Source organism: Pseudomonas sp. S2_C11, from assembly GCF_054668395.1.
Window position 1 is genome coordinate 486,637 of the sequence record NZ_CP162765.1, and the last position, 24,584, is coordinate 511,220.

At 61.0% G+C, this 24,584-nt stretch carries 27 protein-coding genes; 10 read left to right on the forward strand and 17 right to left on the reverse strand.

Annotated features, from left to right (window positions below; all coding sequences use genetic code 11):
• Window positions 1–30: 30 nt before the first annotated feature.
• From ispE to AB4N48_RS02345, 3 genes are read right to left on the reverse strand one after another with little or no spacing between them, the layout of a single operon-like run.
• Window positions 31–882, reverse strand: a complete 852-nt coding sequence (gene ispE / locus AB4N48_RS02335; RefSeq protein ID WP_122706695.1) for a 4-(cytidine 5'-diphospho)-2-C-methyl-D-erythritol kinase — start codon at window positions 880–882, stop codon at window positions 31–33.
• Between the two features lie 3 nt (window positions 883–885).
• Window positions 886–1,503, reverse strand: coding sequence for a lipoprotein insertase outer membrane protein LolB (gene lolB, locus AB4N48_RS02340; protein ID WP_016773207.1), 618 nt, complete (start codon window positions 1,501–1,503; stop codon window positions 886–888).
• A 3-nt stretch (window positions 1,504–1,506) separates the two neighbouring features.
• Window positions 1,507–3,231, reverse strand: coding sequence for a tetratricopeptide repeat protein (locus tag AB4N48_RS02345; protein ID WP_056790302.1), 1,725 nt, complete (start codon window positions 3,229–3,231; stop codon window positions 1,507–1,509).
• 182 nt (window positions 3,232–3,413) lie between these two features.
• Here AB4N48_RS02345 and hemA point away from each other — a divergent pair, with 182 nt between their 5' ends.
• The 6 genes from hemA to AB4N48_RS02375 all read left to right on the forward strand — a co-directional run bounded on the left by hemA (window position 3,414) and on the right by AB4N48_RS02375 (window position 8,773).
• A complete protein-coding gene (gene hemA / locus AB4N48_RS02350; protein WP_016773209.1) occupies window positions 3,414–4,700 on the forward strand; it encodes a glutamyl-tRNA reductase in 1,287 nt (428 codons plus the stop codon).
• Window positions 4,697–5,779 (forward strand): peptide chain release factor 1, encoded by a 1,083-nt coding sequence (prfA, locus tag AB4N48_RS02355; protein ID WP_460094733.1) that lies wholly within the window; start codon window positions 4,697–4,699, stop codon window positions 5,777–5,779. Before hemA ends, prfA begins: the two co-directional genes overlap by 4 nt.
• Entirely contained in the window at window positions 5,780–6,610 is an 831-nt protein-coding gene (gene prmC / locus AB4N48_RS02360; protein ID WP_122693167.1) for a peptide chain release factor N(5)-glutamine methyltransferase, read from the forward strand.
• Window positions 6,604–7,359, forward strand: a complete 756-nt coding sequence (locus AB4N48_RS02365) for a molybdopterin-synthase adenylyltransferase MoeB (RefSeq protein ID WP_375122681.1) — start codon at window positions 6,604–6,606, stop codon at window positions 7,357–7,359. Before prmC ends, AB4N48_RS02365 begins: the two co-directional genes overlap by 7 nt.
• Complete coding sequence (gene murI, locus AB4N48_RS02370) at window positions 7,352–8,143, forward strand: glutamate racemase (protein WP_406227446.1); 792 nt, start codon at window positions 7,352–7,354, stop codon at window positions 8,141–8,143. The genes AB4N48_RS02365 and murI overlap by 8 nt, the downstream gene beginning before the upstream one ends.
• Before the next feature lie 111 nt (window positions 8,144–8,254).
• On the forward strand, window positions 8,255–8,773 hold the full coding sequence (locus tag AB4N48_RS02375; protein WP_016773213.1) for an acyloxyacyl hydrolase: 519 nt from the start codon (window positions 8,255–8,257) through the stop codon (window positions 8,771–8,773).
• Window positions 8,774–8,906: 133 nt separating this feature from the next.
• Here the strand turns inward: AB4N48_RS02375 and AB4N48_RS02380 are convergent, their stop codons facing one another.
• The 12 genes from AB4N48_RS02380 to AB4N48_RS02435 all read right to left on the reverse strand — a co-directional run bounded on the left by AB4N48_RS02380 (window position 8,907) and on the right by AB4N48_RS02435 (window position 19,029).
• Window positions 8,907–9,212: a YkgJ family cysteine cluster protein gene (locus AB4N48_RS02380; protein ID WP_024014290.1), complete on the reverse strand. Its 306-nt coding sequence runs from the start codon at window positions 9,210–9,212 to the stop codon at window positions 8,907–8,909.
• Between the two features lie 52 nt (window positions 9,213–9,264).
• Entirely contained in the window at window positions 9,265–9,756 is a 492-nt protein-coding gene (locus AB4N48_RS02385; RefSeq protein WP_151551149.1) for a DUF2878 domain-containing protein, read from the reverse strand.
• A complete protein-coding gene (locus tag AB4N48_RS02390; protein ID WP_236168897.1) occupies window positions 9,749–11,014 on the reverse strand; it encodes an SAM-dependent methyltransferase in 1,266 nt (421 codons plus the stop codon). The genes AB4N48_RS02385 and AB4N48_RS02390 overlap by 8 nt, the downstream gene beginning before the upstream one ends.
• Window positions 11,001–11,816, reverse strand: a complete 816-nt coding sequence (locus AB4N48_RS02395; protein WP_460094734.1) for a DUF1365 domain-containing protein — start codon at window positions 11,814–11,816, stop codon at window positions 11,001–11,003. The genes AB4N48_RS02390 and AB4N48_RS02395 overlap by 14 nt, the downstream gene beginning before the upstream one ends.
• Entirely contained in the window at window positions 11,813–13,060 is a 1,248-nt protein-coding gene (locus AB4N48_RS02400; RefSeq protein WP_252868281.1) for an NAD(P)/FAD-dependent oxidoreductase, read from the reverse strand. The genes AB4N48_RS02395 and AB4N48_RS02400 overlap by 4 nt, the downstream gene beginning before the upstream one ends.
• Window positions 13,057–13,839 (reverse strand): SDR family NAD(P)-dependent oxidoreductase, encoded by a 783-nt coding sequence (locus tag AB4N48_RS02405; RefSeq protein ID WP_041479996.1) that lies wholly within the window; start codon window positions 13,837–13,839, stop codon window positions 13,057–13,059. The genes AB4N48_RS02400 and AB4N48_RS02405 overlap by 4 nt, the downstream gene beginning before the upstream one ends.
• Complete coding sequence (locus AB4N48_RS02410) at window positions 13,836–14,258, reverse strand: nuclear transport factor 2 family protein (RefSeq protein ID WP_071173575.1); 423 nt, start codon at window positions 14,256–14,258, stop codon at window positions 13,836–13,838. Before AB4N48_RS02410 ends, AB4N48_RS02405 begins: the two co-directional genes overlap by 4 nt.
• Window positions 14,251–15,696, reverse strand: coding sequence for a deoxyribodipyrimidine photo-lyase (phrB, locus tag AB4N48_RS02415; RefSeq protein WP_460094735.1), 1,446 nt, complete (start codon window positions 15,694–15,696; stop codon window positions 14,251–14,253). Before phrB ends, AB4N48_RS02410 begins: the two co-directional genes overlap by 8 nt.
• A 16-nt stretch (window positions 15,697–15,712) precedes the next feature.
• Complete coding sequence (locus tag AB4N48_RS02420; RefSeq protein ID WP_016773222.1) at window positions 15,713–16,654, reverse strand: MerR family transcriptional regulator; 942 nt, start codon at window positions 16,652–16,654, stop codon at window positions 15,713–15,715.
• Window positions 16,654–17,616, reverse strand: a complete 963-nt coding sequence (locus tag AB4N48_RS02425) for a YbgA family protein (RefSeq protein ID WP_041479992.1) — start codon at window positions 17,614–17,616, stop codon at window positions 16,654–16,656. The genes AB4N48_RS02420 and AB4N48_RS02425 overlap by 1 nt, the downstream gene beginning before the upstream one ends.
• Before the next feature lie 214 nt (window positions 17,617–17,830).
• Window positions 17,831–18,046 (reverse strand): TIGR02450 family Trp-rich protein, encoded by a 216-nt coding sequence (locus AB4N48_RS02430; RefSeq protein WP_076564097.1) that lies wholly within the window; start codon window positions 18,044–18,046, stop codon window positions 17,831–17,833.
• Complete coding sequence (locus AB4N48_RS02435; protein WP_041479990.1) at window positions 18,043–19,029, reverse strand: NAD(P)/FAD-dependent oxidoreductase; 987 nt, start codon at window positions 19,027–19,029, stop codon at window positions 18,043–18,045. The genes AB4N48_RS02430 and AB4N48_RS02435 overlap by 4 nt, the downstream gene beginning before the upstream one ends.
• A gap of 197 nt (window positions 19,030–19,226) precedes the next feature.
• Here AB4N48_RS02435 and AB4N48_RS02440 point away from each other — a divergent pair, with 197 nt between their 5' ends.
• Complete coding sequence (locus AB4N48_RS02440) at window positions 19,227–20,129, forward strand: TIGR01777 family oxidoreductase (RefSeq protein WP_236168901.1); 903 nt, start codon at window positions 19,227–19,229, stop codon at window positions 20,127–20,129.
• 13 nt (window positions 20,130–20,142) lie between these two features.
• Window positions 20,143–21,168 (forward strand): ferrochelatase, encoded by a 1,026-nt coding sequence (gene hemH, locus AB4N48_RS02445; RefSeq protein WP_460143625.1) that lies wholly within the window; start codon window positions 20,143–20,145, stop codon window positions 21,166–21,168.
• A gap of 104 nt (window positions 21,169–21,272) precedes the next feature.
• Here hemH and AB4N48_RS02450 read toward each other — a convergent pair whose 3' ends face one another.
• Together AB4N48_RS02450 and upp are read right to left on the reverse strand one after the other, a co-directional pair.
• Window positions 21,273–22,547 carry a uracil-xanthine permease family protein gene (locus AB4N48_RS02450; protein WP_016773229.1) on the reverse strand — a complete coding sequence of 425 codons (1,275 nt, stop codon included), beginning with the start codon at window positions 22,545–22,547 and terminating at the stop codon, window positions 21,273–21,275.
• 2 nt (window positions 22,548–22,549) lie between these two features.
• Window positions 22,550–23,188: a uracil phosphoribosyltransferase gene (gene upp / locus AB4N48_RS02455; protein WP_024014279.1), complete on the reverse strand. Its 639-nt coding sequence runs from the start codon at window positions 23,186–23,188 to the stop codon at window positions 22,550–22,552.
• A 165-nt stretch (window positions 23,189–23,353) separates the two neighbouring features.
• Here upp and AB4N48_RS02460 point away from each other — a divergent pair, with 165 nt between their 5' ends.
• Both AB4N48_RS02460 and AB4N48_RS02465 read left to right on the forward strand, forming a co-directional pair.
• On the forward strand, window positions 23,354–23,911 hold the full coding sequence (locus tag AB4N48_RS02460) for a hypoxanthine-guanine phosphoribosyltransferase (protein WP_016773231.1): 558 nt from the start codon (window positions 23,354–23,356) through the stop codon (window positions 23,909–23,911).
• Between the two features lie 179 nt (window positions 23,912–24,090).
• Window positions 24,091–24,570, forward strand: coding sequence for a hypothetical protein (locus tag AB4N48_RS02465; RefSeq protein ID WP_315435722.1), 480 nt, complete (start codon window positions 24,091–24,093; stop codon window positions 24,568–24,570).
• Window positions 24,571–24,584: the final 14 nt, after the last annotated feature.

The following is a 24,584-nucleotide window of genomic DNA, read 5'->3' on the forward strand; positions in this document are numbered from 1 at the left end:
TTGCTTTCAAGTGCCGGGCACTTGATTCCTTTAGAGCAGACTTTGCAGCTTGCGATGCAACATCGAAACGTTGCTTCCTTTCGCTACAAACCCTGTAAGGGTCTCTGTCAGAAGGGCCGAGACTTTATCAGCTTCAGCTTTGCTTGGGAAGCCCCCAAACACACAACTTCCAGTTCCGGTGAGCTTTGCTTCGGTAAATTTACCTAACAAATCCAATGCGTTACGTACCTCTGGATAACGCCTTGCGACCACCGGCAAGCAGTCATTTCGACTGTTTCCCTCGGGAACGGGGCGCACTTTAATGGGCGGTGTGTTACGTGTCAACAAAGGATCGGAAAAAATTTCTGCCGTACTAACAGCGACTTGCGGCACGAGCACCAGATACCACGGTTCTTCGGGGTCGACCGGGGTCAGTTTCTCGCCGACGCCCTCGGCAAATGCCGCATGGCCACGGACGAACACTGGTACGTCGGCACCGAGTGACAGGCCCAGTTGCGCCAGACGATCTTCATCCCAGCCCAACTGCCAGAGATGGTTGAGGCCGAGCAAAGTCGTCGCCGCATTCGAACTGCCGCCACCGATGCCGCCGCCCATGGGCAGCACCTTGTCGATCCAGATGTCGATACCGAGCGCGCAGCCGGACTGTTGCTGCAACATCTTCGCCGCGCGCACGATCAGGTTGCTGTCGTGGGGCACGCCGGCGAACTCGGTGTGCAGCTGAATCACGCCGTCATCGCGCACGGCGAAAGTGATTTCATCGCCATAATCGAGGAACTGAAACAGCGTCTGCAATTCGTGATAACCGTCTTCACGGCGACCGAGAATGTGCAGCATCAAGTTGAGTTTGGCCGGCGAGGGCAGGGTCAGGCGTGCAGCGGTCATGCTTTATTGCCCCAACTTGCGCGGTTGCCAGGTCTTGATCACCAGCGTCACGTCGAGGTCGGTGCCGTGCAGCTTGATGCGCTCGGGGAGCCAGTAACCATTCTGTTCGGTGTAGGCGGTGTATTCGACTTTCCAGCCGTCCTGCTCAAGGCTGGCCAGACGACTGTCGGCGTCCAGGTTCAAGCGACTTTTGCTTTCCGGAGCGGGCAGGCCACGAACCCACCAGGCCAGATTCGACACCGGCAGTTTCCAGCCCAGCTGTTCTTCGAGCAGAGCTTCGGGTGATTGCGATTCGTAGCGGCCCTGGTTGGCGACTTCCAGCGACACCTTGCCCGGGCGCCCGGTCAGACGTGCCGCACCACGACCCAGCGGGCCGGACAGGCGAATGTCGTAGTAGTCCTGACGCTGCAGCCAGAACAGCGTGCCGCTGCCGGAATCTTTCGGCGCGCGGATGCCGATCTTGCCGTCGATCTGCCAGCCATCGAGGCCGGTCAGTTGCTGTTTGTTTGCCGCCCATTGGGCCGGGCTGCCGTGGCCCTCGACCGATTCGCGAGTGCCGAAGCCCGAGCAGCCGGCGAGGAGGGCGATGAAGCTGAAAACAATAACGTGGCGCAAAAGCATGGTTTAAAGATTCTCGGATCCGGTCAGGCGCTTGATGGTGCTGCGCAGAATGGTGCTGTCGGGCTGATCCTTGAGGAACTTGCCCCACACTTGTTTGGCTTCGCGCTGATTGCCCTTGGCCCAGAGGACTTCGCCCAGGTGCGCGGCGACTTCGTGGTCAGGGAAACGCTCGAGCGCCTGGCGCAGGTATTTCTCCGCGTCGTCCAGATTGCCCAGGCGATAGTTCACCCAGCCGAGGCTGTCGAGTACCGCCGGGTCTTCCGGGTTGATCTGGTGCGCCTGCTCGATCAGCGTTTTCGCTTCAGCGTAGCGGGTGGTGCGATCGGACAAGGTGTAGCCCAGCGCATTGAGCGCCATGGCGTTGTCCGGGTCGCGCTTGATGATCAGGCGCAGGTCTTTCTCCATTTGCGCCAGATCATTGCGTTTTTCCGCGAGCATGGCGCGGGTGTAAAGCAGATTGAGATCGTCCGGGTATTTCTGCAGCGCTTGTTGCAGAACTTTCCAGGCCTTGTCGTCCTGTTTATTGGCCGACAGGGTTTCCGATTCGATCAGATACAACTGGATCGCGTAGTCGGGTTGCTCGTCACGCTCGGCCGCCAGCTTGCTCTGCGCTTCGGCGGTTTTGCCGTTGCTCATCAGGATATCGGCCTGACGCAGCTGTGCCGGCAGATAGTCATTGCCCGGGCCGACCTGGGCGTATTCGATGAGCGCGCCTTGTGGGTCGTTGCGCTCTTCGGCAATCCGGCCGAGATTCAGATGCGCTGAATCGACGTGGCTTTCGCGAGCGATCAGGTCTTCCAGATAGCCCTTGGCCTCATCCCACGCCTTGGCTTCCAGGCACACCAGTGCCAGCGAGTAACGCAGTTCATCGTCTTCCGGGTATTGCTGAACGAGCGTGGAGAATTCGGCCTTGGCGTCGTCCATGCGGTCCTGTTCAACCAGCATGCGCGCGTAAGTCAGGCGCAGGCGTTTGTCTTCCGGGTATTTCCTGATGCTTTTCTGCAACAGCGGCAGCGCTTCGTCGCCACGGTTGAGCAATTGAAGCAGGCGCGCGCGCAGCAGGATCGGTGCGATCTCGCCATCTTCCGGTGGGTTGTCTTCGAGCAGAGTCAGTGCGCCTTGATTGTCGCCGTCCTGCTGCAACAGCAGAGCCTTGCCGAAAATCAGCTGATTGTTGTTCGGGTGGCGCTGGAGCAAACGGTCGAAGCTTTTCATCAGGCCGTTGCGGGTTTCCTGATCGGTGTCGGCGGCCGACAGCGCGAGGAAATCGAAATGGGTGTCGCCCTTGCCCTGCAGGACTTTCTCCATGTAGACCATGGAGTCGTCGTAACGCCCGGCGCGGGCCAGTTGCACGGCGGCGGCGCGTTGCGCTTCGAGATCGTCCGGGGCATTGCGCGCCCAGATCAGCGCGGTGTCGAGGGCCGGTTGATCGGCGCCCAGATATTCGGCGATGCGGAACGCACGCTCGGAAACGCCCGGATCCTGGGTGTTGATGGCCTGGGTCACGTAATTGTCCAGGGCAATGTCGAAACGATTGCGCTGGCCGGCGAGTTCGGCGCTCAGCAGACTGAACACGGTTTCCTCGCTGAACGAGCCGTAAACCTTGGGCTTTTCAGGTGCGGGCGTGGTGTCTTCGACCGGCGGGGTGCCGTCCGGCGCAACGGGCGCCATGGCCTGGCAGCCGCTGAGGAAGACAAAAGCGAGGAGCAACGCGGAAGATCTATTCATATAGGAAGAGGACGACTAACCTGCGGTCGGATCATCATGACACAAGCCTTCGGCCAAACATAACCGAGACTCAATTGTGGCCATTATAGGGGCTGACGATTGGGACAATAGTCAGCGGTAGTTGTTCTGAATCTTTCGAAGTAGGACAATTGCCGGCTTCACGTCACCACCAGCGACCTTGAATGGCCTTCCTTGCACTCGGTATTAACCACAAGACTGCTTCAGTAGACGTCCGCGAGCGCGTGGCCTTTACCCCTGAGCAGCTGGTGGAGGCCTTGCAGCAGCTCTGCCGACTGACCGACAGCCGCGAAGCCGCGATCCTCTCCACCTGCAATCGCAGTGAGCTTTATATAGAACAGGATCAGCTGTCGGCCGATGTCGTGCTGCGCTGGCTGGCCGATTATCACCATCTGAGTCTCGACGAGCTGCGCGCCAGTGCTTATGTGCATGAAGACGATGCGGCTGTTCGTCACATGATGCGCGTCGCTTCCGGGCTCGACTCGCTGGTGCTGGGCGAACCGCAGATTCTCGGCCAGATGAAATCGGCCTACGCCGTGGCCCGCGAGGCCGGCACCATCGGTCCGCTGCTGGGGCGGCTGTTTCAGGCGACGTTCAATGCTGCCAAGCAAGTGCGTACCGATACTGCGATCGGCGAGAACCCGGTGTCGGTGGCGTTTGCTGCGGTGAGCCTGGCGAAACAGATTTTCAGCGATCTGCAACGCAGCCAGGCGCTGCTGATCGGTGCCGGCGAGACGATTACGCTGGTCGCGCGCCATTTGCATGAGCTGGGGGTCAAGCGCATCGTCGTTGCCAACCGCACGCTGGAGCGCGCCAGCCAGTTGGCCGAGCAATTCGGCGCTCACGCCGTGCTGCTCTCGGACATTCCGGCGGAGCTGGTGCGCAGCGATATCGTCATCAGTTCGACCGCCAGCCAGTTACCGATTCTTGGCAAGGGTGCGGTGGAAAGTGCGCTGAAGCTGCGCAAGCACAAGCCGATCTTCATGGTCGACATCGCCGTACCGCGCGATATCGAGCCGGAAGTCGGCGAGCTCGATGACGTTTACCTGTACAGCGTCGACGATCTCCACGAAGTGGTCGCCGAGAACCTCAAGAGCCGTCAGGGCGCTGCGCAAGCGGCGGAGGAAATGGTCTCGGTCGGCGCCGACGATTTCATGGTGCGCCTGCGCGAACTGGCGGCAGTCGATGTGCTCAAGGCCTATCGTCAACAGAGCGAACGCCTGCGGGACGAGGAATTGCAGAAGGCCCTGCGTCTGCTGGCCAACGGCGGCAACGCCGAAGACGTGCTCGGGCAACTGGCCCGTGGCCTGACCAACAAACTCTTGCATGCGCCCAGCGTGCAGTTGAAAAAGCTGTCTGCCGAAGGCCGCCTCGATGCGCTGGCCATGGCCCAGGAACTCTTTGCCCTTGAGGGCTCACCGGATAGTTTTTCGGATAAAAAACCGCAATGAAAGCGTCACTGCTCAACAAGCTGGACATTCTCCAGGACCGTTTCGAGGAACTGACCGCGCTGCTCGGCGACGGTGAAGTCATTGCCGATCAGGCCAAGTTCCGCGCCTATTCCAAGGAGTACGCCGAACTCGAGCCGGTAGTGGCCGCCTATAAAAAGCTGCTCGGCGTACAAAGCGATCTTGAAGGCGCGCAGGCGCTGCTCAAGGACAACGACCCGGACATGCGCGAAATGGCCGTGGAAGAAGTTCGCGAAGCCAAGGAGTTGCTGGTCACGCTGGAATCCGATCTGCAGCGCATGCTGCTGCCTAAAGATCCGAATGACGGGCGTAACGTGTTCCTCGAAATACGCGCCGGCACCGGTGGCGACGAGGCGGCGATCTTCTCCGGCGACCTGTTCCGCATGTACTCGCGTTATGCCGAGCGGCGTGGCTGGCGCGTAGAGATCCTCTCGGAAAACGAAGGCGAACACGGTGGCTATAAAGAAGTCATCGCGCGCATTGAAGGCGACAACGTTTACGGCAAGTTGAAATTCGAGTCCGGCGCACACCGCGTCCAGCGCGTACCCGCCACCGAATCCCAGGGCCGGATCCACACCTCGGCCTGCACCGTGGCGGTGTTGCCTGAGCCGGATGAGCGCGAAGCCGTCGAGATCAACCCGGCGGATCTGCGCGTCGACACTTACCGTTCCTCCGGGGCCGGTGGTCAGCACGTCAACACCACCGATTCGGCGATCCGCATCACCCACATCCCGACCGGCACCGTCGTCGAGTGTCAGGAAGAACGTTCCCAGCACAAGAACCGTGCCCGGGCGATGGCGTGGCTGTCGGCAAAACTCAACGATCAGCAGAACGCAGCGGCAGCCAACGCGATTGCCAGTGAGCGCAAGTTGCTGGTCGGCTCCGGCGATCGTTCCGAGCGTATCCGCACCTACAATTACGCCCAGGGCCGGGTCACCGACCATCGCGTCAACCTGACCCTGTATTCCCTGGATGAAATTCTCGCCGGTGGCGTCGAAGCCGTGATCGAGCCCTTGCTGGCCGAATATCAGGCTGACCAACTCGCAGCGATAGGTGAATAAATGACCATCATCGCCAGCCTGTTGCGCGCCGCCGAGCTGCCGGACTCGCCCACAGCGCGTTTGGACGCGGAACTGCTGCTCGCCGCCGCACTGGGCAAGTCGCGCAGCTTCCTGCACACCTGGCCCGAGCGCATCGTGCCAAGCGAGGCTGCGCTGACCTTTGCCGAGTACTTGCAACGGCGGCGCAGCGGTGAACCGGTAGCTTATATTCTCGGCCAGCAGGGCTTCTGGAAACTCGATCTGGAAGTCGCGCCGCACACGCTGATTCCGCGTCCCGACACCGAATTGCTGGTGGAGGCAGCCCTTGAGCTGCTGCCGGCAACTCCGGCCAAGGTTCTTGATCTGGGCACCGGCAGTGGCGCGATTGCTTTGGCCTTGGCCAGCGAGCGCCCGGCGTGGAAAGTCACCGCCGTGGATCGTGTGCTTGAAGCCGTGGCCCTGGCCGAACGCAATCGCCAGCGTCTGCACCTGAACAACGCTACGGTGCTGAGCAGCCATTGGTTCAGCGCCCTTGAAGGCCAGCGCTTTCAACTGATCATCAGCAACCCGCCGTACATTGCCGCCGCCGATCCGCATCTGGTCGAGGGTGATGTGCGTTTCGAACCGGCCAGTGCGCTGGTCGCCGGTGAAGATGGCCTCGATGATCTGCGCCTGATTGTTGCGCAGGCGCCGGATCATCTTGAAACCGGCGGCTGGCTGATGCTCGAACACGGCTATGATCAGGCCGAAGCCGTGCGTGATCTGCTGCTCACTCGTGGCTTTGAAGAAGTCCACAGCCGCACCGATCTGGGCGGCCATCAACGCATCAGTCTGGGGCGCCTGCCGTGCTGAATGATCAGGAATTGCTGCGCTACAGCCGGCAGATTCTGCTGCAACACATCGACATCGACGGGCAGCTGAAGCTCAAGGCCAGCCGCGTGCTGATCGTCGGCCTCGGCGGTCTCGGCGCGCCAGTGGCGCTGTATCTGGCAGCAGCGGGCGTCGGCGAATTGCATCTGGCGGATTTCGACACGGTCGATCTGACCAATCTGCAACGACAGATCATTCACGACACCGACAGTGTCGGCATGTCCAAGGTCGACTCGGCGCTCAAGCGCCTGGGCGCGATCAATCCGGAAATTCAACTGGTCGCCCATCGCCAGGCGCTGGACGAGGATTCTCTCGGTGCAGCGGTGGCGGCGGTGGATCTGGTGCTCGATTGCTCGGACAACTTCTCTACCCGCGAGTCGGTTAACGCCGCCTGTGTTGCCGCGTGCAAGCCACTGGTCAGTGGCGCGGCGATTCGTCTAGAAGGGCAGTTGTCGGTGTTCGATCCACGACGTGCCGACAGCCCTTGCTATCACTGCCTGTACGGTCACGGCAGTGAAGCCGAACTGACCTGCAGCGAGGCCGGCGTGGTCGGGCCATTGGTCGGTCTGGTCGGCAGCTTGCAGGCGCTCGAAGCGTTGAAGGTTCTGGTCGGCTTTGGTGAACCATTGGTGGGGCGACTGTTGTTGATCGACGCCTTGGGCTCGCGATTCCGTGAGCTTCGCGTCAAGCGCGATCCGGGCTGCAGCGTCTGTGGCGCCCGCCATGCGTGAAGCGCCGATCGGCGTGTTCGATTCCGGGGTCGGCGGCTTGTCGGTCCTCGGCGAAATCCAGCGCTTGCTGCCCAACGAATCGCTGCTTTATGTCGCCGATTGCGGGAACATTCCTTACGGCGAGAAAACCCCGGAATTCATCCGCGAGCGTTGCAGCGTGATGGCCAGGTTTTTTCGCGAGCAGGGGGCCAAAGCTTTGGTGCTGGCGTGCAATACCGCGACCGTGGCGGGGGTTGCCGATCTGCGTCGCGATTTCCCCGACTGGCCGATTGTCGGCATGGAACCGGCGGTCAAACCGGCCGCAGCGGCCACACGAAGCGGCGTGGTTGGCGTCCTGGCCACGACCGGCACGTTGCAGAGCGCGAAGTTTGCCGCGTTGCTCGATCGCTTCGCGGCTGACATAAAAGTCATCACCCAGCCCTGTCCGGGACTGGTCGAACTGATCGAAACGGGTGATCTGCACAGCGCCGAATTACGCACTTTATTGCAAGGTTACGTCGCTCCATTGCTGGCGCAAAACTGCGACACGATCATTCTTGGCTGTACCCATTATCCCTTCCTCAAGCCGCTACTCAGGTCGATGATCGCCGACGATGTCAGCCTGATCGATACCGGAGCTGCCGTGGCCCGGCAGTTGCAACGCTTGCTCGCCGAGCGTGATCTGCTGGCGCAACGTCCGAGCCAGCCGGTGAAGTTCTGGACCAGCGGCGATCCGCAATCTCTCAGAAAAATCCTACCGTTGCTGGGCCAAACTGCGTCGAATGTGCAAAACTTCGACTTGTAAAAAAAATGTGAAATAACTAAAAAAACGCTGAACTTCTGACCAAGCGCGGATTTCTATAGCGACAGCAGCAACTAAAAACCAAACGATCGTTCCGGAAAAGGAAGTTTCAAAGTGAAGCGACTATTCTGCTTGGCCGCGATTGCGGCCGCACTGATGGGGCAAAGCATTTCTGCACAAGCCGCTGGCGTTGAATTCGCCGTCGGCGGTACCAGCGATTCGACAATGACGTATCGCTTAGGCATGAATTTCGACTGGGACAAGAGCTGGCTGCAGAGCGACGTCGGTCGCCTGACCGGCTACTGGAGCGGTGCCTACACGTACTGGGAAGGTGACAAGACTTCCAGCAACAACAGCCTATCGTTCTCACCTGTATTCGTTTACGAGTTTGCCGGCCAGTCGGTCAAGCCATACGTGGAAGCGGGTATCGGCGTGGCGTTCTTCTCCAACACCGAATACGAAAGCAACAACCTGGGCGGCTCCTTCCAGTTTGAAGACCGCATCGGTGTCGGCCTGCGTTTCAACGGCGGCCACGAAGTCGGAATCCGCGCCACGCACTACTCCAACGCCGGCCTGTCCAGCGACAACGATGGTGTAGAAAGCTACGCGCTGCATTACACAATGCCGCTGTAATCCGCCTACGCGGAACCAACGTGGGAGCGAGCCTGCTCGCGAAAGCAGAGTGTCAGCCAATTCAAATGGTGGCTGACACACCGCCTTCGCGAGCAGGCTCGCTCCCACAGTTGTTTCTGCGCCGTCAAAGAAATCAGCGGTAGGCTGTAGCAATTCCCCGGCGCTCTTCGATGCACTCCGGCGCGCCCATTTCAAACTCGCGGCAAATCAGCGGGCGTCGTTCATAGATCGTGCACATCATGCTGTCGCGATCCAGTGCCGCGCACCAGCCGTCGTCCAGACGCAGCATCACTTCGCCGCCCCATTCATCGGTATCGATAAAGCGATCAGGCACGCCGGTGTCGGTGATCAGCATCACTTCGAGCTGGCAGCAGCACGCCGCACAGGTCGAGCAGGTGACCGCCGGTTCGGCGATTTGTGTGTGAGGGATGGTTTTCATCGTGGCAGTGTAAGGCAGTGATCGCGGTGGGTGTGAAAGCGCTGACGGACGCTCACGGCGCCAGACGCCGTGCCATCAAGTGCAACAGCGGGAACAGCCCTGCCCAGAGCAGCCCGATAACGATCAGCGTCGACACTTCGCCGTAAGGGAAATGCACGCCGGCCAGGCGTCCGCCACCGTAGTACGACAATGCCCCGCCCACCGCGCCAAGTGCGCTGGCCAGCCACCATGGCCGCGCGCTCCAGGCCAGGCAGTGGCGCAACGTGGTGGCGAGCAGTGCCCATAGCAGCATCAGCCACAACGGAATCAGCGGTGACGCGTCTGCAAAGCGGAACACGTCGAGGTAACGCAAGACGCTGTCCACCGCCGTGCCGACAATCACCACGCACAGAATCAAACGACCTTCTGCCGCCCAACTGCTGATCCAGCGCAGATGAATCACCAGCGCCGCCAGTGCCAGCAACAGCCATAAACTGTTGCCGCCGAGCACGCAGGCCAGCCAGCCGAGCTGAAACAGCACGGCATTGGCGATTCGCTCACGCATCGAAGCGTCCGAGCAGGGGAGCGGTCATCGCCGCCGGTTTGGCCAGCAGCAATTGCGCGGTGCCGATGGTGCGTTCGAGGAATCCGCCCTCGCAATAGCACAGGTAAAACTCCCACAAACGCAGGAAATAATCGTCGTAGCCCAGCTCGCTCAGGCGACCATGGGCGAGGCGAAAGTTCTCGTGCCACAGGCGCAGTGTCTTGGCGTAATGCAGGCCGAAATCTTCCATGTGCAGCAGGTTCATGTCGGTTTCGCGGCCGACCACATCGAGCATCTTGTGCACCGAGGGCAGGGCGCCGCCGGGGAAGATGTAGCGCTGGATGAAGTCTACGCTGCGCTTGGCCTGTTCGTAGCGTTGTTCGCGAATGGTGATCGCCTGGAGCAGCATCAGGCCGTTGCTTTTGAGCAACTGCGCGCATTGCTTGAAGTAGGTCGGCAGGAACCGATGGCCGACCGCCTCGATCATCTCGATCGACACCAGTTTGTCGTACTCGCCGCTGAGGTCGCGGTAGTCCTTGAGCAGCAGGGTGACGCGATCCTGCAAGCCGAGTTGTTCGATGCGCTTGGCAGTGAACGCGAACTGCTCTTTCGACAGCGTCGTGGTGGTCACGCGGCAACCGTAATGCTGCGCTGCGTACAGGGCCATGCTGCCCCAACCGGTGCCGATTTCCAGCAGGTGGTCGCTGGGTTTGAGCGCGAGTTTCTGGCAGATGCGCTCGAGTTTGTTCAGTTGCGCCTGTTCCAGGGTGTCGCTCGGCGAAAGGAACTGGGCGGCGGAATACATCATGGTCGGGTCGAGAAACTGTTCGAACAGTTCATTGCCGAGGTCGTAGTGCGCGGCGATGTTTTTCTGCGACCCCTTGCGCGTGTTGCGATTGAGCCAGTGCAGGCCTTGCACGAAGGGCCGGCCCAGACGCGCCAGGCCACCTTCCATGGCATCGAGTACATCGAGATTGCTGACGAACACGCGCACCACAGCAGTCAGGTCCGGCGAACTCCAATAGCCGTGGATGAATGCTTCGCCGGCGCCGATCGAGCCGCTACTGGCGACCATGCCCCACAGGGCCGGGTCGAGTACATGGACTTCGCCGAGCAGAGCACTGCCCGGGGTGCCGAAAAGCATTTGTTCGCCATCCTCGACGACCATCAATTGTCCGTGTTTGAGCTGGGCCAATTGGCGCAACACGCCACGGCGCAGCAGCGAGCCGGTCAAACCGTTGGTGCTGAAGCGACCGAGCGGCAGGCTAGAGGATTTCATGGTGCGGCTCCTTCGGAGGCACAGTGGCGGTTTTAAAGCTGCCGTCGGCAGCCTGGTGAGGGAAGATCGGCGCGCGCTTGAGCAGCAGTCGCAGTGCTTGCCAATAAATCGCCAAAGCGGTTTTTGCGGTCATCCACGGGAAGCGCCGCAGATAGCGATGCAGGCTGCGACGATCGAGCGGTTCGCGGCGCAGATTCAGTGTGGCGTCGAACAGTTTCTCGTTGCCCTGCCAATCGGCCATGTGCACGCCAAGGCTTTGCGCAGCCGGGCTGAAGCTCATGCGGTATTCGAGGTCGCGGGGCAGAAACGGCGAGACGTGAAACGCCTTGGCTACAGCAAAATGTTGGTGGAAATCCACCAGACTGGTCGGCGTCTGCGCCGGCAACACGTAATGAAAACGCTCGCGCCATGGCGTATTGGTGACTTCACAAACGATCGCCGCCAGTTGTCCGTCGGCTTCATGGCAGTAGAAGAAGCTCACCGGATTGAACGACAGGCCCCAACTGCGCGGCTGAGTCAGCAGGCACACCGCGCCTTGTGGTTCATGACCGATGGCTGCACCGACCTGCTGGCGCACCGCGTCGATCAGGCGTATGCCCTTGCCGGTGAAGGCTTTGAGGTAATCGGTTTCGCGAAACGAGAACGGCGCAAAGCGGCTGCGCCCCGCCAGCGGCGACAAGGCCTGCACGGCGTCCTGTTCGCTCAGGTCGAGATAGAGCAGGCCAATGCGGTAGCGGAATTCGTGGCGGCGCGGCGCAAAACGTCGGTGGCCAATCACGCCGCTATACAGTGCGCTGTTCACAGGGTTTCACCGAACGCGGCGGCCACACGCAAACCGCTGACCACGCCATCTTCATGAAAGCCGTTGGCCCAGTAGGCGCCGCAATAATGCGTGTGCTGCTCGCCATCGAGTTCGCCCCAACGGTTTTGCGCGGCCGCTGCGGCGAGGGTGTATTGCGGGTGCGCGTAGGTATAGCGGGCCAGCACTTTGTCCGGGCTGATGCCGGCGGTCTGGTTGAGGCTGACGCAGAACGTGGTGTCGCTTTCGATGCCCTGCAGGATGTTCATGTTGTAGGTGACCGCCGCGCGGGTATGGCCGGCGCCGCCGAGGCGATAGTTCCAGCTGGCCCAGGCCAGTTTGCGCGTCGGCAGCAGGCGCGTGTCGGTGTGCAGCACGACGTCGTTGTCGGCGTAGAGCAGGGCACCGAGAATCGAACGCTCGGCGTCGCTCGGGTTGGCCAACAGCTTCAGTGCCTGATCGCTGTGACAGGCGAACACCACCTTGTCGAAATGTTCGAGGCCGGCCGGGCTGTGGATAACCACGCCATGCTGATTGCGCTCGACGCGGCTGACCGGGCAGTTCAGGCGAATCCTGTCGCTGAACGAAGCGGTCAGCGGCGCGACGTAGGCACTGGAACCGCCTTCGATGACCTGCCACTGCGGCCGATCACTGACCGACAACAGGCCATGATTCTTGAAAAAACGCAGGAAGAATTGCAGCGGGAAATTGAGCATTTCCGCCATTGGCATCGACCAGATCGCCGCGCCCATCGGCACGATGTAGTGCAGGATGAAGCGCTCGCCGTAGCCGCCGGCCTTGAGGTAATCATCGAGCGTGGTATCGGCGGCGATGCGCAGTTCCACCAGGTCGCGCTGGGCTTCTTTGTTGAAGCGCAGAATGTCGCGCAGCATCCCCCAGAACCCGGGCGACAACAGATTGCTGCGCTGGGCGAACAGGCTGTTGAGGTTGTTGCCGTTGTACTCCACGCCAGTGTCCGGGTCGGTTACCGAAAAGCTCATTTCGGTCGGCTTGAACGCCACGCCGAGCTGGTTGAGCAAGCGAATGAAGTTCGGGTAGGTCCAGTCGTTAAACACGATGAAACCGGTGTCGATGGCGAACGATTGCCCAGCCACGCTGACCGGTACGGTGTGGGTGTGGCCGCCGACCCAGTCACTCGCTTCGAACACGGTGATGTCGTGGCGGCGGTTCAGCAGGTAGGCGCAGGTGAGCCCGGCGATACCGCTGCCAATTACGGCGATTTTCATATCGGGTCCCGCTGCGGAGGGTTCTTGCGCACCATGCGTTTGCCGATCGCCAGTTGCGCGCGGGCGGGCAGCTTGGACAGCGGCCACAGCGCGGCCATGAACAGCCCCGGGAAGGCAATTTCCAGCGGACGGTCCTTGAGTTTGGCGAAGATGTGCCGCGCCGCTTTATCTGCGGGCCAGCTCAGCGGCATCGGGAAATCGTTCCTCTCGGTCAGCGGCGTTTCGACAAAACCAGGGCTGATGATGGTGACTTCAATACCTTCATCCGCCAGATCGATGCGCAGCGATTCGAACAGGTAACGCAGCCCGGCCTTCGATGCGCCATAGGCTTCGGCCCGTGGCAGCGGCAGGTAAGTCACCGAGCTGGCCATGCCGACCAGATGCGGCGCGGTGCCTTTGCGCAACAGCGGCAGGGCGGCTTCGATGCAATAGCTGCTGGCGAGCAGATTGGTGCGCACCACGTGCTCGATGATCGACGAATCGAACTGGCGCGCGTCGACATATTCACAGGTGCCGGCGTTGAGAATCACGCTGTCCAGCGAACCCCAGGCCTCGGTGATCTGCTCACCGATTTCGCGCACGGTCTGACTGTTGGTCAGATCGCCGGGCACCACCAGCACCTGGCCCGGGTAGCGCTGGGACAAAACCTTGAGCGGCGCGGCCGAGCGCGAGCTGACCGCCAGGTGTGCGCCGCTTTTCAGAATGTCCTCACACAAGGCTGCACCGATGCCACTGCTGGCGCCGGTCAACCAATACCGCCGTGGAGGTGTACGACTCATCCCATTCTCCTTTTCAGCCAGGCAATCACCCGGCCCAATATTGGCAAGTGTTCATACAGCAGCGCCCCGGCATCGAAATAATCCCGATGGCGATAAACCTTGTCGCGCCAGAGCAGGTGCGAGCAGCCACCGACCCTGATTTCCCGACCGTTGGCCAGGCGCGGATGGCGATAACTCATGACCCAGCGCAGGTAACCCTCACCTTCGCGGATCTGGTCGAAACCATGAAAATCGAAACGCAGATCGCTGACGTTGGCGTACAGCTCACTGAAGTAATCCCGCAGTTGTGCCAGGCCCTGAACTTCGTGCAGCGGATCGGTGAAATGAATGTCGTCGCTGTACAGCTCGCCGAGGCGATGCAGGTTGTCTTTGTTCAACCCGCAAAACTCGCGGGCGAAGCTGCGCAGGAATTCACTCATCGCTGCCGCCCACAGGCTGGCGCGACGGCAGGTTCTTGAACGCCGTCAGCGCACGCTCGCGTGAAGTGCTGAGATTAACGATCGGCGCCGGATAACCGGACACGCCGAACAGTCCTCCGGCTGCCGCCGGATTGTGCACTTCCTTCTTGTTGAGCCCGGCCAGTTCCGGCAACCAGTGCTTGATGAACACGCCTTCGGCATCGAATTTTTCCGACTGGCTCAACGGGTTGAAGATACGGAAGTACGGCGCCGAGTCGGTGCCGGTCGATGAGCTCCACTGCCAGCCACCGTTGTTGGCCGCCAGGTCGCCGTCGATCAGGTGGCGCATGAAAAAGCGTTCGCCCTCGCGCCAGTCGATCAGCAGGTTTTTGGTCAGGAACATCGCTACGACCATGCGCAGGCGATTGTGCATCCAGCCGGTTTCCAGCAGTTGACGCATCGCCGCGTCGATGATCGGCAGCCCGGTGCGTGCCTCCTGCCAGGCCTTGAGTTCTTCCGGCGCATCGCGCCAGGCCAGCGCTTCGGTTTCCGGGCGGAAGGCGCGATGCCGGGAGACGCGTGGATAGCCGACCAGAATGTGTTTATAGAACTCGCGCCACAGCAGCTCGTTGATCCAGGTCACCGCGCCGACCTTGCCGCTTTCGAACTCGCCCTGATTGCTTTGCAGTGCAGCGTGCAGGCACTGGCGTGGCGAGATCACGCCGGCGGCGAGATACGCCGACAATTGGCTGGTGCCAGGTTTGGCCGGGAAGTCGCGTTCGCTGCGGTAGTAGTCGATCTGCGCGTCGGTGAAGGTATCGAGGCGGCGTCGCGCCTCTTGCTCGCCGGCCGGCCACAGGGCGCGCAGGGATTCGCTCGGTGTGGCGAAACCTTTTACCGCCTCCGGAATTGCATCGCTGGCGATATCCAGCGCGGCCTGCTTGCCGGGTGCCTTGACCAGTGCCGGCATCGAGCGATGCAGGCGTTCGTAGCAGACTTTGCGAAACTGACTGAACACCTGGAAGTAGGTGCCGGTCTTGGTCAGCACTGTGCCGGGTTTGAACAGCAACTGATCCAGGTAACTGTGGAATTCGATGCCTTCGGCTCGCAACGTTTCGGCCACGGCTTCATCACGGCGGCTTTCGTGAACGCCGTATTCCTCGTTGGCGTGCACCGCCTCGACCTTCAATTGCCGGCACAGCTTGAGCAATTCTGCCGGTGCCTGATCCCAGTGCGGTGCGCTGCGAATCAACAACGGGATGTTCAGCGCGCCGAGGCTCTGGCTCAGTTCGCGCAAATTGCGCAGCCAGAAATCCACTTTGCACGGCGCATCGTCGTGCGCCAGCCATTGCTGCGGACTCAACAGATACACCGCCACGGTCGGGCCGCGAGCTGCGGCGGCCGCGAGGGCTGTGTTGTCACGTTGGCGCAAGTCGCTGCGCAGCCAGATCAGTTGCATGTGATTAAACCCATCATCAAATCAATCCGCGCTCGAGCAGCGCCTGGTGTGCGGCAAGCGGATCTTCAGCCAGGAACAGGTCGGCAGTCTGGGCGGTGCGTGCGGACAATTCGGTGTGGTGAATGTGCACCGTGGGGCCAGCAATCAAGGTCGGGCAATTGACGTTCGCCAGCAGCTTGGGCAGCTGCGCCAGTTGCATGGCTTTGCTCGAATACAGCAGCACGCCACGGGCTTGCAGATGCTCGACGGTCAGCGCCAGCTCACCGGCCGGCAGTGGCCAGTCGAACACTTGCACCGGGCAATCGGCACTGCTGATCAGCCATGCGCACAGCCACAGATGCGGCTCCAGCGGCAGGTCGGAATGATTGATCAACAGCAGCGGCGCCGAATGCAGCTGACGGTTGTTATGGTAGATGCGTGCGCCGAATTTGCTGCGCAACCAGGAAAAGAAAAACGTCCGTTCCATCTGCGCGCCGAACTGGCCCTGCCAGCGCTGTTCGAGCTCGGCCAGCAGCGGCATCAGCAATTGCTCGCACAACGTCCGTGGCGGATACAAGGCGATGGCCTGATTGACGCTGTCATCCAGCGCGCGCTCATTGAGCGAGGTGACCGCCGACAGCAACGTCTGATGCAGACGCTGCCAATCGTTTTCCACGGTTTCCGTGAAGGCCTGCGGCGCGTCGAGGAGAGGCTTGACCTGACTGACCGCAACGCCACGGTTGAGCCAGGTAAGGATGGCCATGATCCGCTGCACATGTTCAGCGCTATACAGTCGATGGCCCTTGGGCGTGCGCTGGGGCACCACCAACCCATAGCGACGTTCCCACGCGCGCAGGGTGATGGCGTTGACGCCCGTCTGCCGCGCGACTTCGCGAATCGGCAACCAGCCCTCGTCGAGGGCTTTCTTGAAGTCGGCGCCGAGGTCTTCCCGGGCGCTGCTGTCGGTTTTATCGTTCATTAGATCGCGTTTCGCAGACTGAGGTTTTCCGGATGCGGCTGCAGGTAAACCTGCTGCGCGATGTACGGGTCCGGATGGAGTCGAAAGTGATGTTTGAGCAGCGTCAACGGCACCACGAGCGGCACGATGCCCTGGCGGTACTGGCCGATGATCTGCTGCATTTCCTGTTTGTCTTCGGCGCTCAGCGATTGTTTCAAATAACCGCTGAGGTGCAGCAGCACGTTGCAATGGGTGCCGCGAGTGGCGCATTTCTTCAGCGCGGCCATCAGCTCGCTGAAATAGCGCGGGCCGAGTTCGGCGGGATCGCTGTCGGCCATGTTGCCGAGCATCTTGCCGAGGTTTTTGTATTGCAGCGGGTTGTGCGCCATCAGCAGGTACTTGTAGCGCGAATGGAACTCGGTAAGGGCGCGGCGGCTCAGACCCTCGGCGAGCACTTGCTGCCAGGCGCTGTAGGCCAGGACGCGGGTGATGAAGTTTTCCCGCAGCACCGGATCGTTGAGGCGTCCGGCTTCTTCCACCGGCAGATCCGGATGCTGTGCACAGAATGCCTGCGCATAGATCCCGCGTCCGCCACCATTCACTGGCGCGCCGTTGTCGTGATAGACCTTGACCCGTTCCAGCCCGCAGGAGGGCGACTGCTGCATGAAGATGTAGCCGGAAAGGTCCTGCAGCTCGGCGGCCATTTTCTCGCCGTACTCGGCCAGTGGCCTGGTTACGTTGATGGTCCGGTCAACGGTGCCGACTGCCTCGGGTTGTTCAGGGTCGCCGACCAGCCGAATCGGCTCACGGGGAATGCCCATGCCGATAGCAACTTCCGGGCACAGCGGGACGAAATCGAAATATTCGGTAAGGGTGCGGCTGCACAGCCGCGATTCCTTGTGCCCACCGTTGTAGCGCACTTCTTCGCCCAACAGGCAGGCGCTGATGGCGATCTTCGGCTTGGACAGGGAAGCAGTAGACATGAGCACCTCGAATCTATACCTGTACAGAGAGTTATCTCTGTACAACTTTTCCTCAGCATAGATCGATGGATGTACAAGTCAAATGATTTGTATAAGATTTTTCTACAGCGCTGAATATGTGGGAGCGAGCCTGCTCGCGAAAGCGGTGGGTCAGTCAGTGATTTCGTATCCGATACAGCGCTTTCGCGAGCAGGCTCGCTCCCACAAGGGAAATCTATTTCCAGCCCAGTAACCAGTGCTCGCTGTCTTTCAGCACCTGCCAATCCAGTCGCTCGCTACGCTGGGTCAGCACCGCCTGCAATTCAACTTCCAGCACCGTACCTTCCTCGTCGCGGATCAGTTCGGTGACCAGAAAATGTTTTTCGCGATTTTGCGGGTGGGCTGCTGTCCACTTCGACAGCAGCAATTTGCGCGGATTGATGCGATTCATTGCAGGTGTTCGTGCAAGCGACGTGCAGCCTCCTGACCGCTCAGCCAAGCGCCTTCAACGCGGCCCGACAGGCACCAGTCGCCGCAGGCGTACAAGCCCAGGTCGGCGTCGGCCAGCGTGGTCCACTCGTGGCCGGTAGCGGGGCGGGCGTAGAGCCAGCGGTGGGCGAGGCTGAAGGTCGGCGCAGGCATGGCGCTGTGCAGCAATTCGGCGAACGCACCGTGCAGATGTTCGATTACTGCTTCCTTGGAGAGGTCGATGTGTTGCCGGCTCCAGGCGCTGGTTGCATGCAGCACCCACGTGTCGAGAGTGCTGTCGCGCCCGGGTTTGCTGCGGTTGCGCGCCAGCCAGTCGAGCGGGCTGTCCTGCACGAAGCAGCCTTCGATCGGCGTATCGAGCGGGGTTTCAAATGCGAGGGCGACGGCCCAGGTCGGCTCCATTTTCACCCCGGCAGCGACGCCGGCAAGTTTCGGTGCGGCGGCCAGCAGCGCGGTGGCTTGCGGTGCCGGTGTGGCGATCACCACATGGCTGAAGGGGCCGTGGGTGCAGCCGTCGGCGTCCTGCAGATGCCAGTGTTCTTCGCCGCGATAGACCTCGGTGATGCGGCAGGCAAACTGCACGTCCAGGCCATCGAGCAGGCCACGGGTGATGGCGCTCATGCGCGGCGTGCCGACCCAGCGGGTCTGCTCGTCCGGCGACATGTTCAGTTGGCCGCCCTGGAAGGTGTACAGCTGCGGCGTCCACTCAGCGGCCCAGCCCCGGCTCTGCCAGCGCTGCACTTCGGTGACGAAGCGCCGGTCGCGCGCGGTGAAGTATTGAGCGCCCAAGTCCAGCGAGCCGGCGTCGCTGCGCTTGCTCGACATGCGCCCCCCGCTGCCGCGGCTTTTATCGAACAGTTGAACGGTATGCCCGGTCTCTGTCAGAGCCTGAGCGGCGGAGAGCCCGGCGATGCCGGTGCCGATGATTGCGATAGGTACAGTCATAGGGGCCTCGTTTACCTTTCTGTACAGACTACGCCGTCGATGAAACCTGTACAATTCTGTTTTTTGGTATAACTTCTAGCGTTCTCGTTCTGACAGCTTGGCCTATTGTTAAACCATAGAGCCTGCCCGATCGAAAAGATCCCTGCCTATAAAAATAGACTAGTGATCCGGGTTAAACGCCACGCGAGGAAGATGTCATGCACATATTGCTGACCGGCGGTACTGGTTTGATCGGACGTCAGCTCTGCCGGCACTGGCTGGAGCAGGGCCATCGGCTGACGGTGTGGAGTCGCCGCGCGGAAAAAGTCGCGCAGATCTGCGGCGCGCAGGTGCGCGGGATTGCCCGTCTGGAGGACCTCGGCGAAGAGCCGCTGGATGCGATCGTCAATCTCGCCGGCGCGCCGATTGCCGACCGCCCCTGGACCCATCGTCGCAAGGCGTTGCTGTGGAGCAGCCGCATCACCCTGACGGAAACGCTGCTGGCGTGGCTGGAAACTCGCGCGCAGAAACCGTCGCTGCTGATTTCCGGCTCGGCGATCGGCTGGTACGGCGACGGTGGCGAACGCGAGTTGACTGAAGAATCACCGCCGGGCATCGACGACTTCGCCAGTCAGTTGTGCATCGCCTGGGAAGAAACCGCCCTGCGCGCCGAAAACCTCGGCATCCGCGTGGTACTGGTGCGAACCGGTCTGGTGCTGTCGGCTGAGGGCGGCTTTTTGTCGCGGCTGTTGCTGCCGTTCAAGCTCGGGCTGGGCGGGCCTTTGGGCAATGGTCGGCAGTGGATGCCGTGGATTCACATCGACGATCAAATCGCCCTGATTGATTTTCTTCTGCACCGGAATCAGGCGAGCGGTCCTTATAATGCCTGCGCGCCGAAACCTGTGCGCAACCGCGAATTTGCCAAGACCCTGGGCAGTGTGTTGCACCGCCCGGCGTTCATGCCGATGCCGACCCTGGCGCTGAAAGTCATGCTCGGCGAGCTGTCACTGTTATTGCTCGGCGGCCAGCGTGCGACGCCGGCACGCCTGGTGGAAGCGGGGTTCAGCTTCCGCTTTACGGATTTACGCGCGGCTCTGGATGATCTCTCCAGCCGCCTCTGAAATAGGACGTTGCATGACCGATCACGCTTTGCTTCTGGTCAACCTGGGCTCTCCGGCCTCCACCTCGGTGGCCGATGTGCGCAGCTATCTCAATCAATTTCTGATGGACCCCTACGTGATCGACCTGCCATGGCCGCTGCGGCGGCTGCTGGTGTCGCTGATCCTGATCAAGCGTCCCGAGCAATCGGCCCATGCCTATGCCTCGATCTGGTGGGAAGAGGGCTCGCCGCTGGTGGTGCTCAGCCGCCGTTTGCAAGAGCAGATGACCCGCACGTGGAAACACGGCCCGGTAGATCTGGCGATGCGTTATGGCGAGCCGTCGATCGAAACCTGTCTGCTGCGTCTGGTCAAAGCGGGACATAAGAAGATCACTTTGGCGCCGCTGTACCCACAGTTCGCCGACAGCACCACGACCACCGTGATCGAAGAAGCCCGGCGCGTGCTGCGCGAGAAGAAACTCGACGTGCAGTTGTCGATCCTGCAACCGTTCTACGATCAGCCGGAATACATCGAGGCACTGGCCGCCAGCGCTCGACCACATCTGCAGCAGGACTACGATCATCTGCTGCTGAGCTTTCACGGCTTGCCTGAGCGGCATCTGAGCAAACTCGACCCGACGGGCAATCACTGCCTCAAGGGCGCCGATTGCTGCCAGACCGCCTCGCCGGAGGTATTGGCGACCTGTTATCGCGCGCAGTGTTTCCGTACCGCCGCCGCCTTCGCCAAAAGTATGGGCCTGGCGGACGGCAAATGGTCGGTGTCGTTTCAGTCGCGCCTGGGCCGGGCGAAATGGATCGAGCCGTACACCGAAGTGCGGCTGGATGAACTGGCCAAAAGCGGGGTGAAAAAGATTCTGGTGATGTGCCCGGCGTTCGTCGCCGATTGCATCGAGACACTGGAAGAGATCGGCGATCGCGGTAGGGAACAGTTCCGCGAAGCGGGGGGCGAGGAGTTGGTGCTGGTGCCGTGCCTGAACGACGACCCGCAATGGGCCAAGGCGTTGGCGACCCTCTGCGAACGAGCGCCGCTGGCCCTTTAAAAACTTCGCGAGCAGGCTCGCTCCCACAGGGGAAATACATTCCAACCTGTGGAAGCGAGCCTGCTCGCGAATGCTATCTGTCAGGCGATGAAGATCTGAAAGCCTTAGATCAGCGGCTCATCCGCCTTCTTCTGCTTCCAGCCATCATTGCCCGGCAGGATCAGGTTCAGCGCAATCGCCACCACCGCGCACAGCGCGATGCCTTTGAGGCCGAAGTCATCAGGACCGGTGCCGGTGCCAACCAGCACGCCGCCGATACCGAACACCAGCGTCACCGAAACAATCACCAGGTTGCGCGCTTCGCCCAGGTCGATCTTGTGGCGGATCAGGGTGTTCATGCCCACTGCCGCGATCGAACCGAACAGCAAGCACAGAATCCCGCCCATTACCGGCACCGGAATGCTTTGCAGCAGCGCGCCGAACTTGCCGATGAACGCCAGGGTGATGGCGAAGATCGCCGCCCAGGTCATGATTTTCGGGTTGTAGTTCTTGGTCAGCATCACCGCGCCGGTCACTTCGGCGTAAGTGGTGTTGGGCGGGCCACCGAACAGGCCGGCGGCCGTGGTGGCGATGCCGTCACCGAGCAGGGTGCGATGCAGGCCTGGCTTCTTCAGGTAATCGCGGCCGGTCACGCTACCGACGGCAATCACGCCGCCGATGTGTTCGATCGCCGGGGCCAGCGCTACCGGAACAATGAACAGAATCGCCTGCCAATTGAACTCGGGCGCGGTGAAGTGCGGCAGAGCGAACCATGGCGCTGCAGCAATTTTCGCCGTATCGACCACGCCGAAATAGAACGACATGGCAAAACCCACCAGCACGCCGGAAATGATCGGCACCAGACGGAAGATGCCTTTGCCGAACACCGCCACGATCAACGTGGTCAGCAGCGCCGGCATGGAAATCATCATCGCCGTCTGATAGTGAATCAGCTCGGTGCCGTCGCCGGCCTTGCCCATCGCCATGTTCGCGGCAATCGGCGCCATGGCCAGGCCGATGGAAATGATTACCGGACCAATCACCACCGGTGGCAGCAGACGGTCAATGAAGCCGGTGCCTTTGATCTTCACGGCGAGGCCGAGGAAGGTGTAGACGAAACCGGCTGCCATCACCCCGCCCATGGTCGCGGCGAGGCCGAACTGGCCCTTGGCGAGAATGATCGGCGTGATGAAGGCGAAGCTCGACGCGAGGAACACCGGCACCTGTCGCCCGGTGACGATCTGGAACAGGATCGTCCCCAGACCCGCGGTGAACAGTGCCACGTTCGGGTCCAGGCCGGTGATCAGCGGCATCAGCACCAAGGCGCCGAAGGCCACGAACAGCATCTGCGCGCCGGACAGCACCGTGCGCCAGAGCGGATCGTTGAACTCTTGCTGCATGGTCACGCGTCCTTCTGCTTGGTGCCGAAGATCTTGTCACCGGCGTCGCCAAGCCCAGGAATGATGTAGCCGTGCTCGTTCAAGCGTTCATCGATGGACGCGGTGTAGATGGTCACGTCCGGGTGCGCCTGTTCGACCGCAGCAATGCCTTCCGGCGCGGCCACCAGGACCATGGCGCGGATGTCGCGGCAACCGGCCTTTTTCAGCAGGTCGATGGTGGCAACCATGGAGCTGCCGGTGGCGAGCATCGGGTCGATGATCATCGCCAGGCGCTCGTCGATTTCCGGTACCAGTTTTTCCAAATAGGTGTGCGCTTGCAGGGTCTCTTCGTTGCGGGCAACGCCCACAGCGGAGACCTTGGCGCCCGGGATCAGGCTGAGCACGCCTTCGAGCATGCCGATACCGGCACGCAGGATCGGCACGACGGTGATCTTCTTGCCGGCGATCTTCTCCACCGACACGGTGCCGCACCAGCCGGCAATGTCGTAGGATTCGAGCGGCAGATCTTTTGTAGCTTCATAGGTCAACAGGGCGCCGACTTCCTGAGCGAGCTCGCGGAAATTCTTGGTGCTGATGTCAGCGCGGCGCATCAGGCCGAGTTTATGACGGATCAGCGGATGGCGGATCTCGAGGATGGGCATGGGAAAGGCTCCGGCGGCGGGCAAAAAAACCGGCCTAGATTAATCTATCCGAGGGTGATGTCCTATAGGACATTCTGTACGTTAGTCCATAAGAGCTTGATTCGACCTCGCGGGATGCGTACCTTTGCCCGCTTTTCCAATTCCGCCAACCCCTTGGAGAGCGCCATGTCCGCTGATCTCGAGCATATCCGTCAAATCATGCGAGAGGCTGACTGCCTGTACACCGAATCTGAAGTCGAGGCGGCCATCGCCCGCGTCGGTGCACAAATCAACGAACAACTGGCTGACAGCAATCCGGTGGTGTTCTGCGTGATGAACGGCGGCCTGATCTTCTCCGGCAAACTGCTGACGCATCTGCAATTCCCGCTGGAAGCGTCCTACCTGCACGCGACCCGTTATCGCAACGAAACCAGCGGCGGCGACCTGTTCTGGAAAGCCAAGCCGGAAGTCTCGTTCATCGACCGCGACGTGCTGATCATCGACGACATCCTCGATGAAGGTCATACTCTGGGCGCGATCATCGACTTCTGCAAACACGCCGGCGCACGCAAAGTGCACACCGCCGTGCTGATCGACAAGGACCACGACCGCAAGGCACGCCCTGACCTGAAAGCCGATTTCGTCGGCCTGCCGTGCATCGACCGCTACATCTTCGGTTATGGCATGGACTACAAAGGCTACTGGCGCAACGCCAACGGGATTTACGCCGTTAAAGGCATGTAAGAACCTGCATTGCCCCCTGTGGGAGCGAGCCTGCTCGCGAATGCGATGTGTCAGTGACATTGATGTTGACTGACACGACGCTTTCGCGGGCAGGCTCGCTCCCACAGTTGTTTTTGTGTGTGCTGATCCTTGCGCGACAGCCATGCTAGAGTGCTCGGCCCCGCCTTCCGGAGCCTGTCATGAGCCTCTTGATCCGCAGTCTCGCCGCCCTGTTGCTGTCTCTCAGCCTGCCGCTGTCCGCCGCGCCGATGCACAGCCAGTTCCTGCCGCCGGACGATCTGACCCTGCGCGACGCTGAACCCGAGCAGCAGCAACTGCTGCAGGTCAGCGAATATTCGGTGGTGGTCGGTGCGCAGCGCCAGTCCAATCAGCAGCCGATTCCGGTCACCTCGTCCTTGTTGATCCGCCTCAAGGGCAAGTCTCTGAACAAAGGTGCGAACATCAACCAGGTGCTGGTGAGTTTCGACGGCGAAAGCAAAAGCCTGAAGAAACCGGCATATGACGATAAAAGCAAAACCCTGACGCTGTTCTATCCGCTCGCTCAATACCGCGTGGTGATGGATCTGCTGCGCAACGACACGGTGTATGTGCAGTTCCTCAGTTATGCCAATGGCCATATCTGGGCCGATCTTCATACCGGGGCGATTCGTCCGCGTTGAGCCGGGCGGCCGGG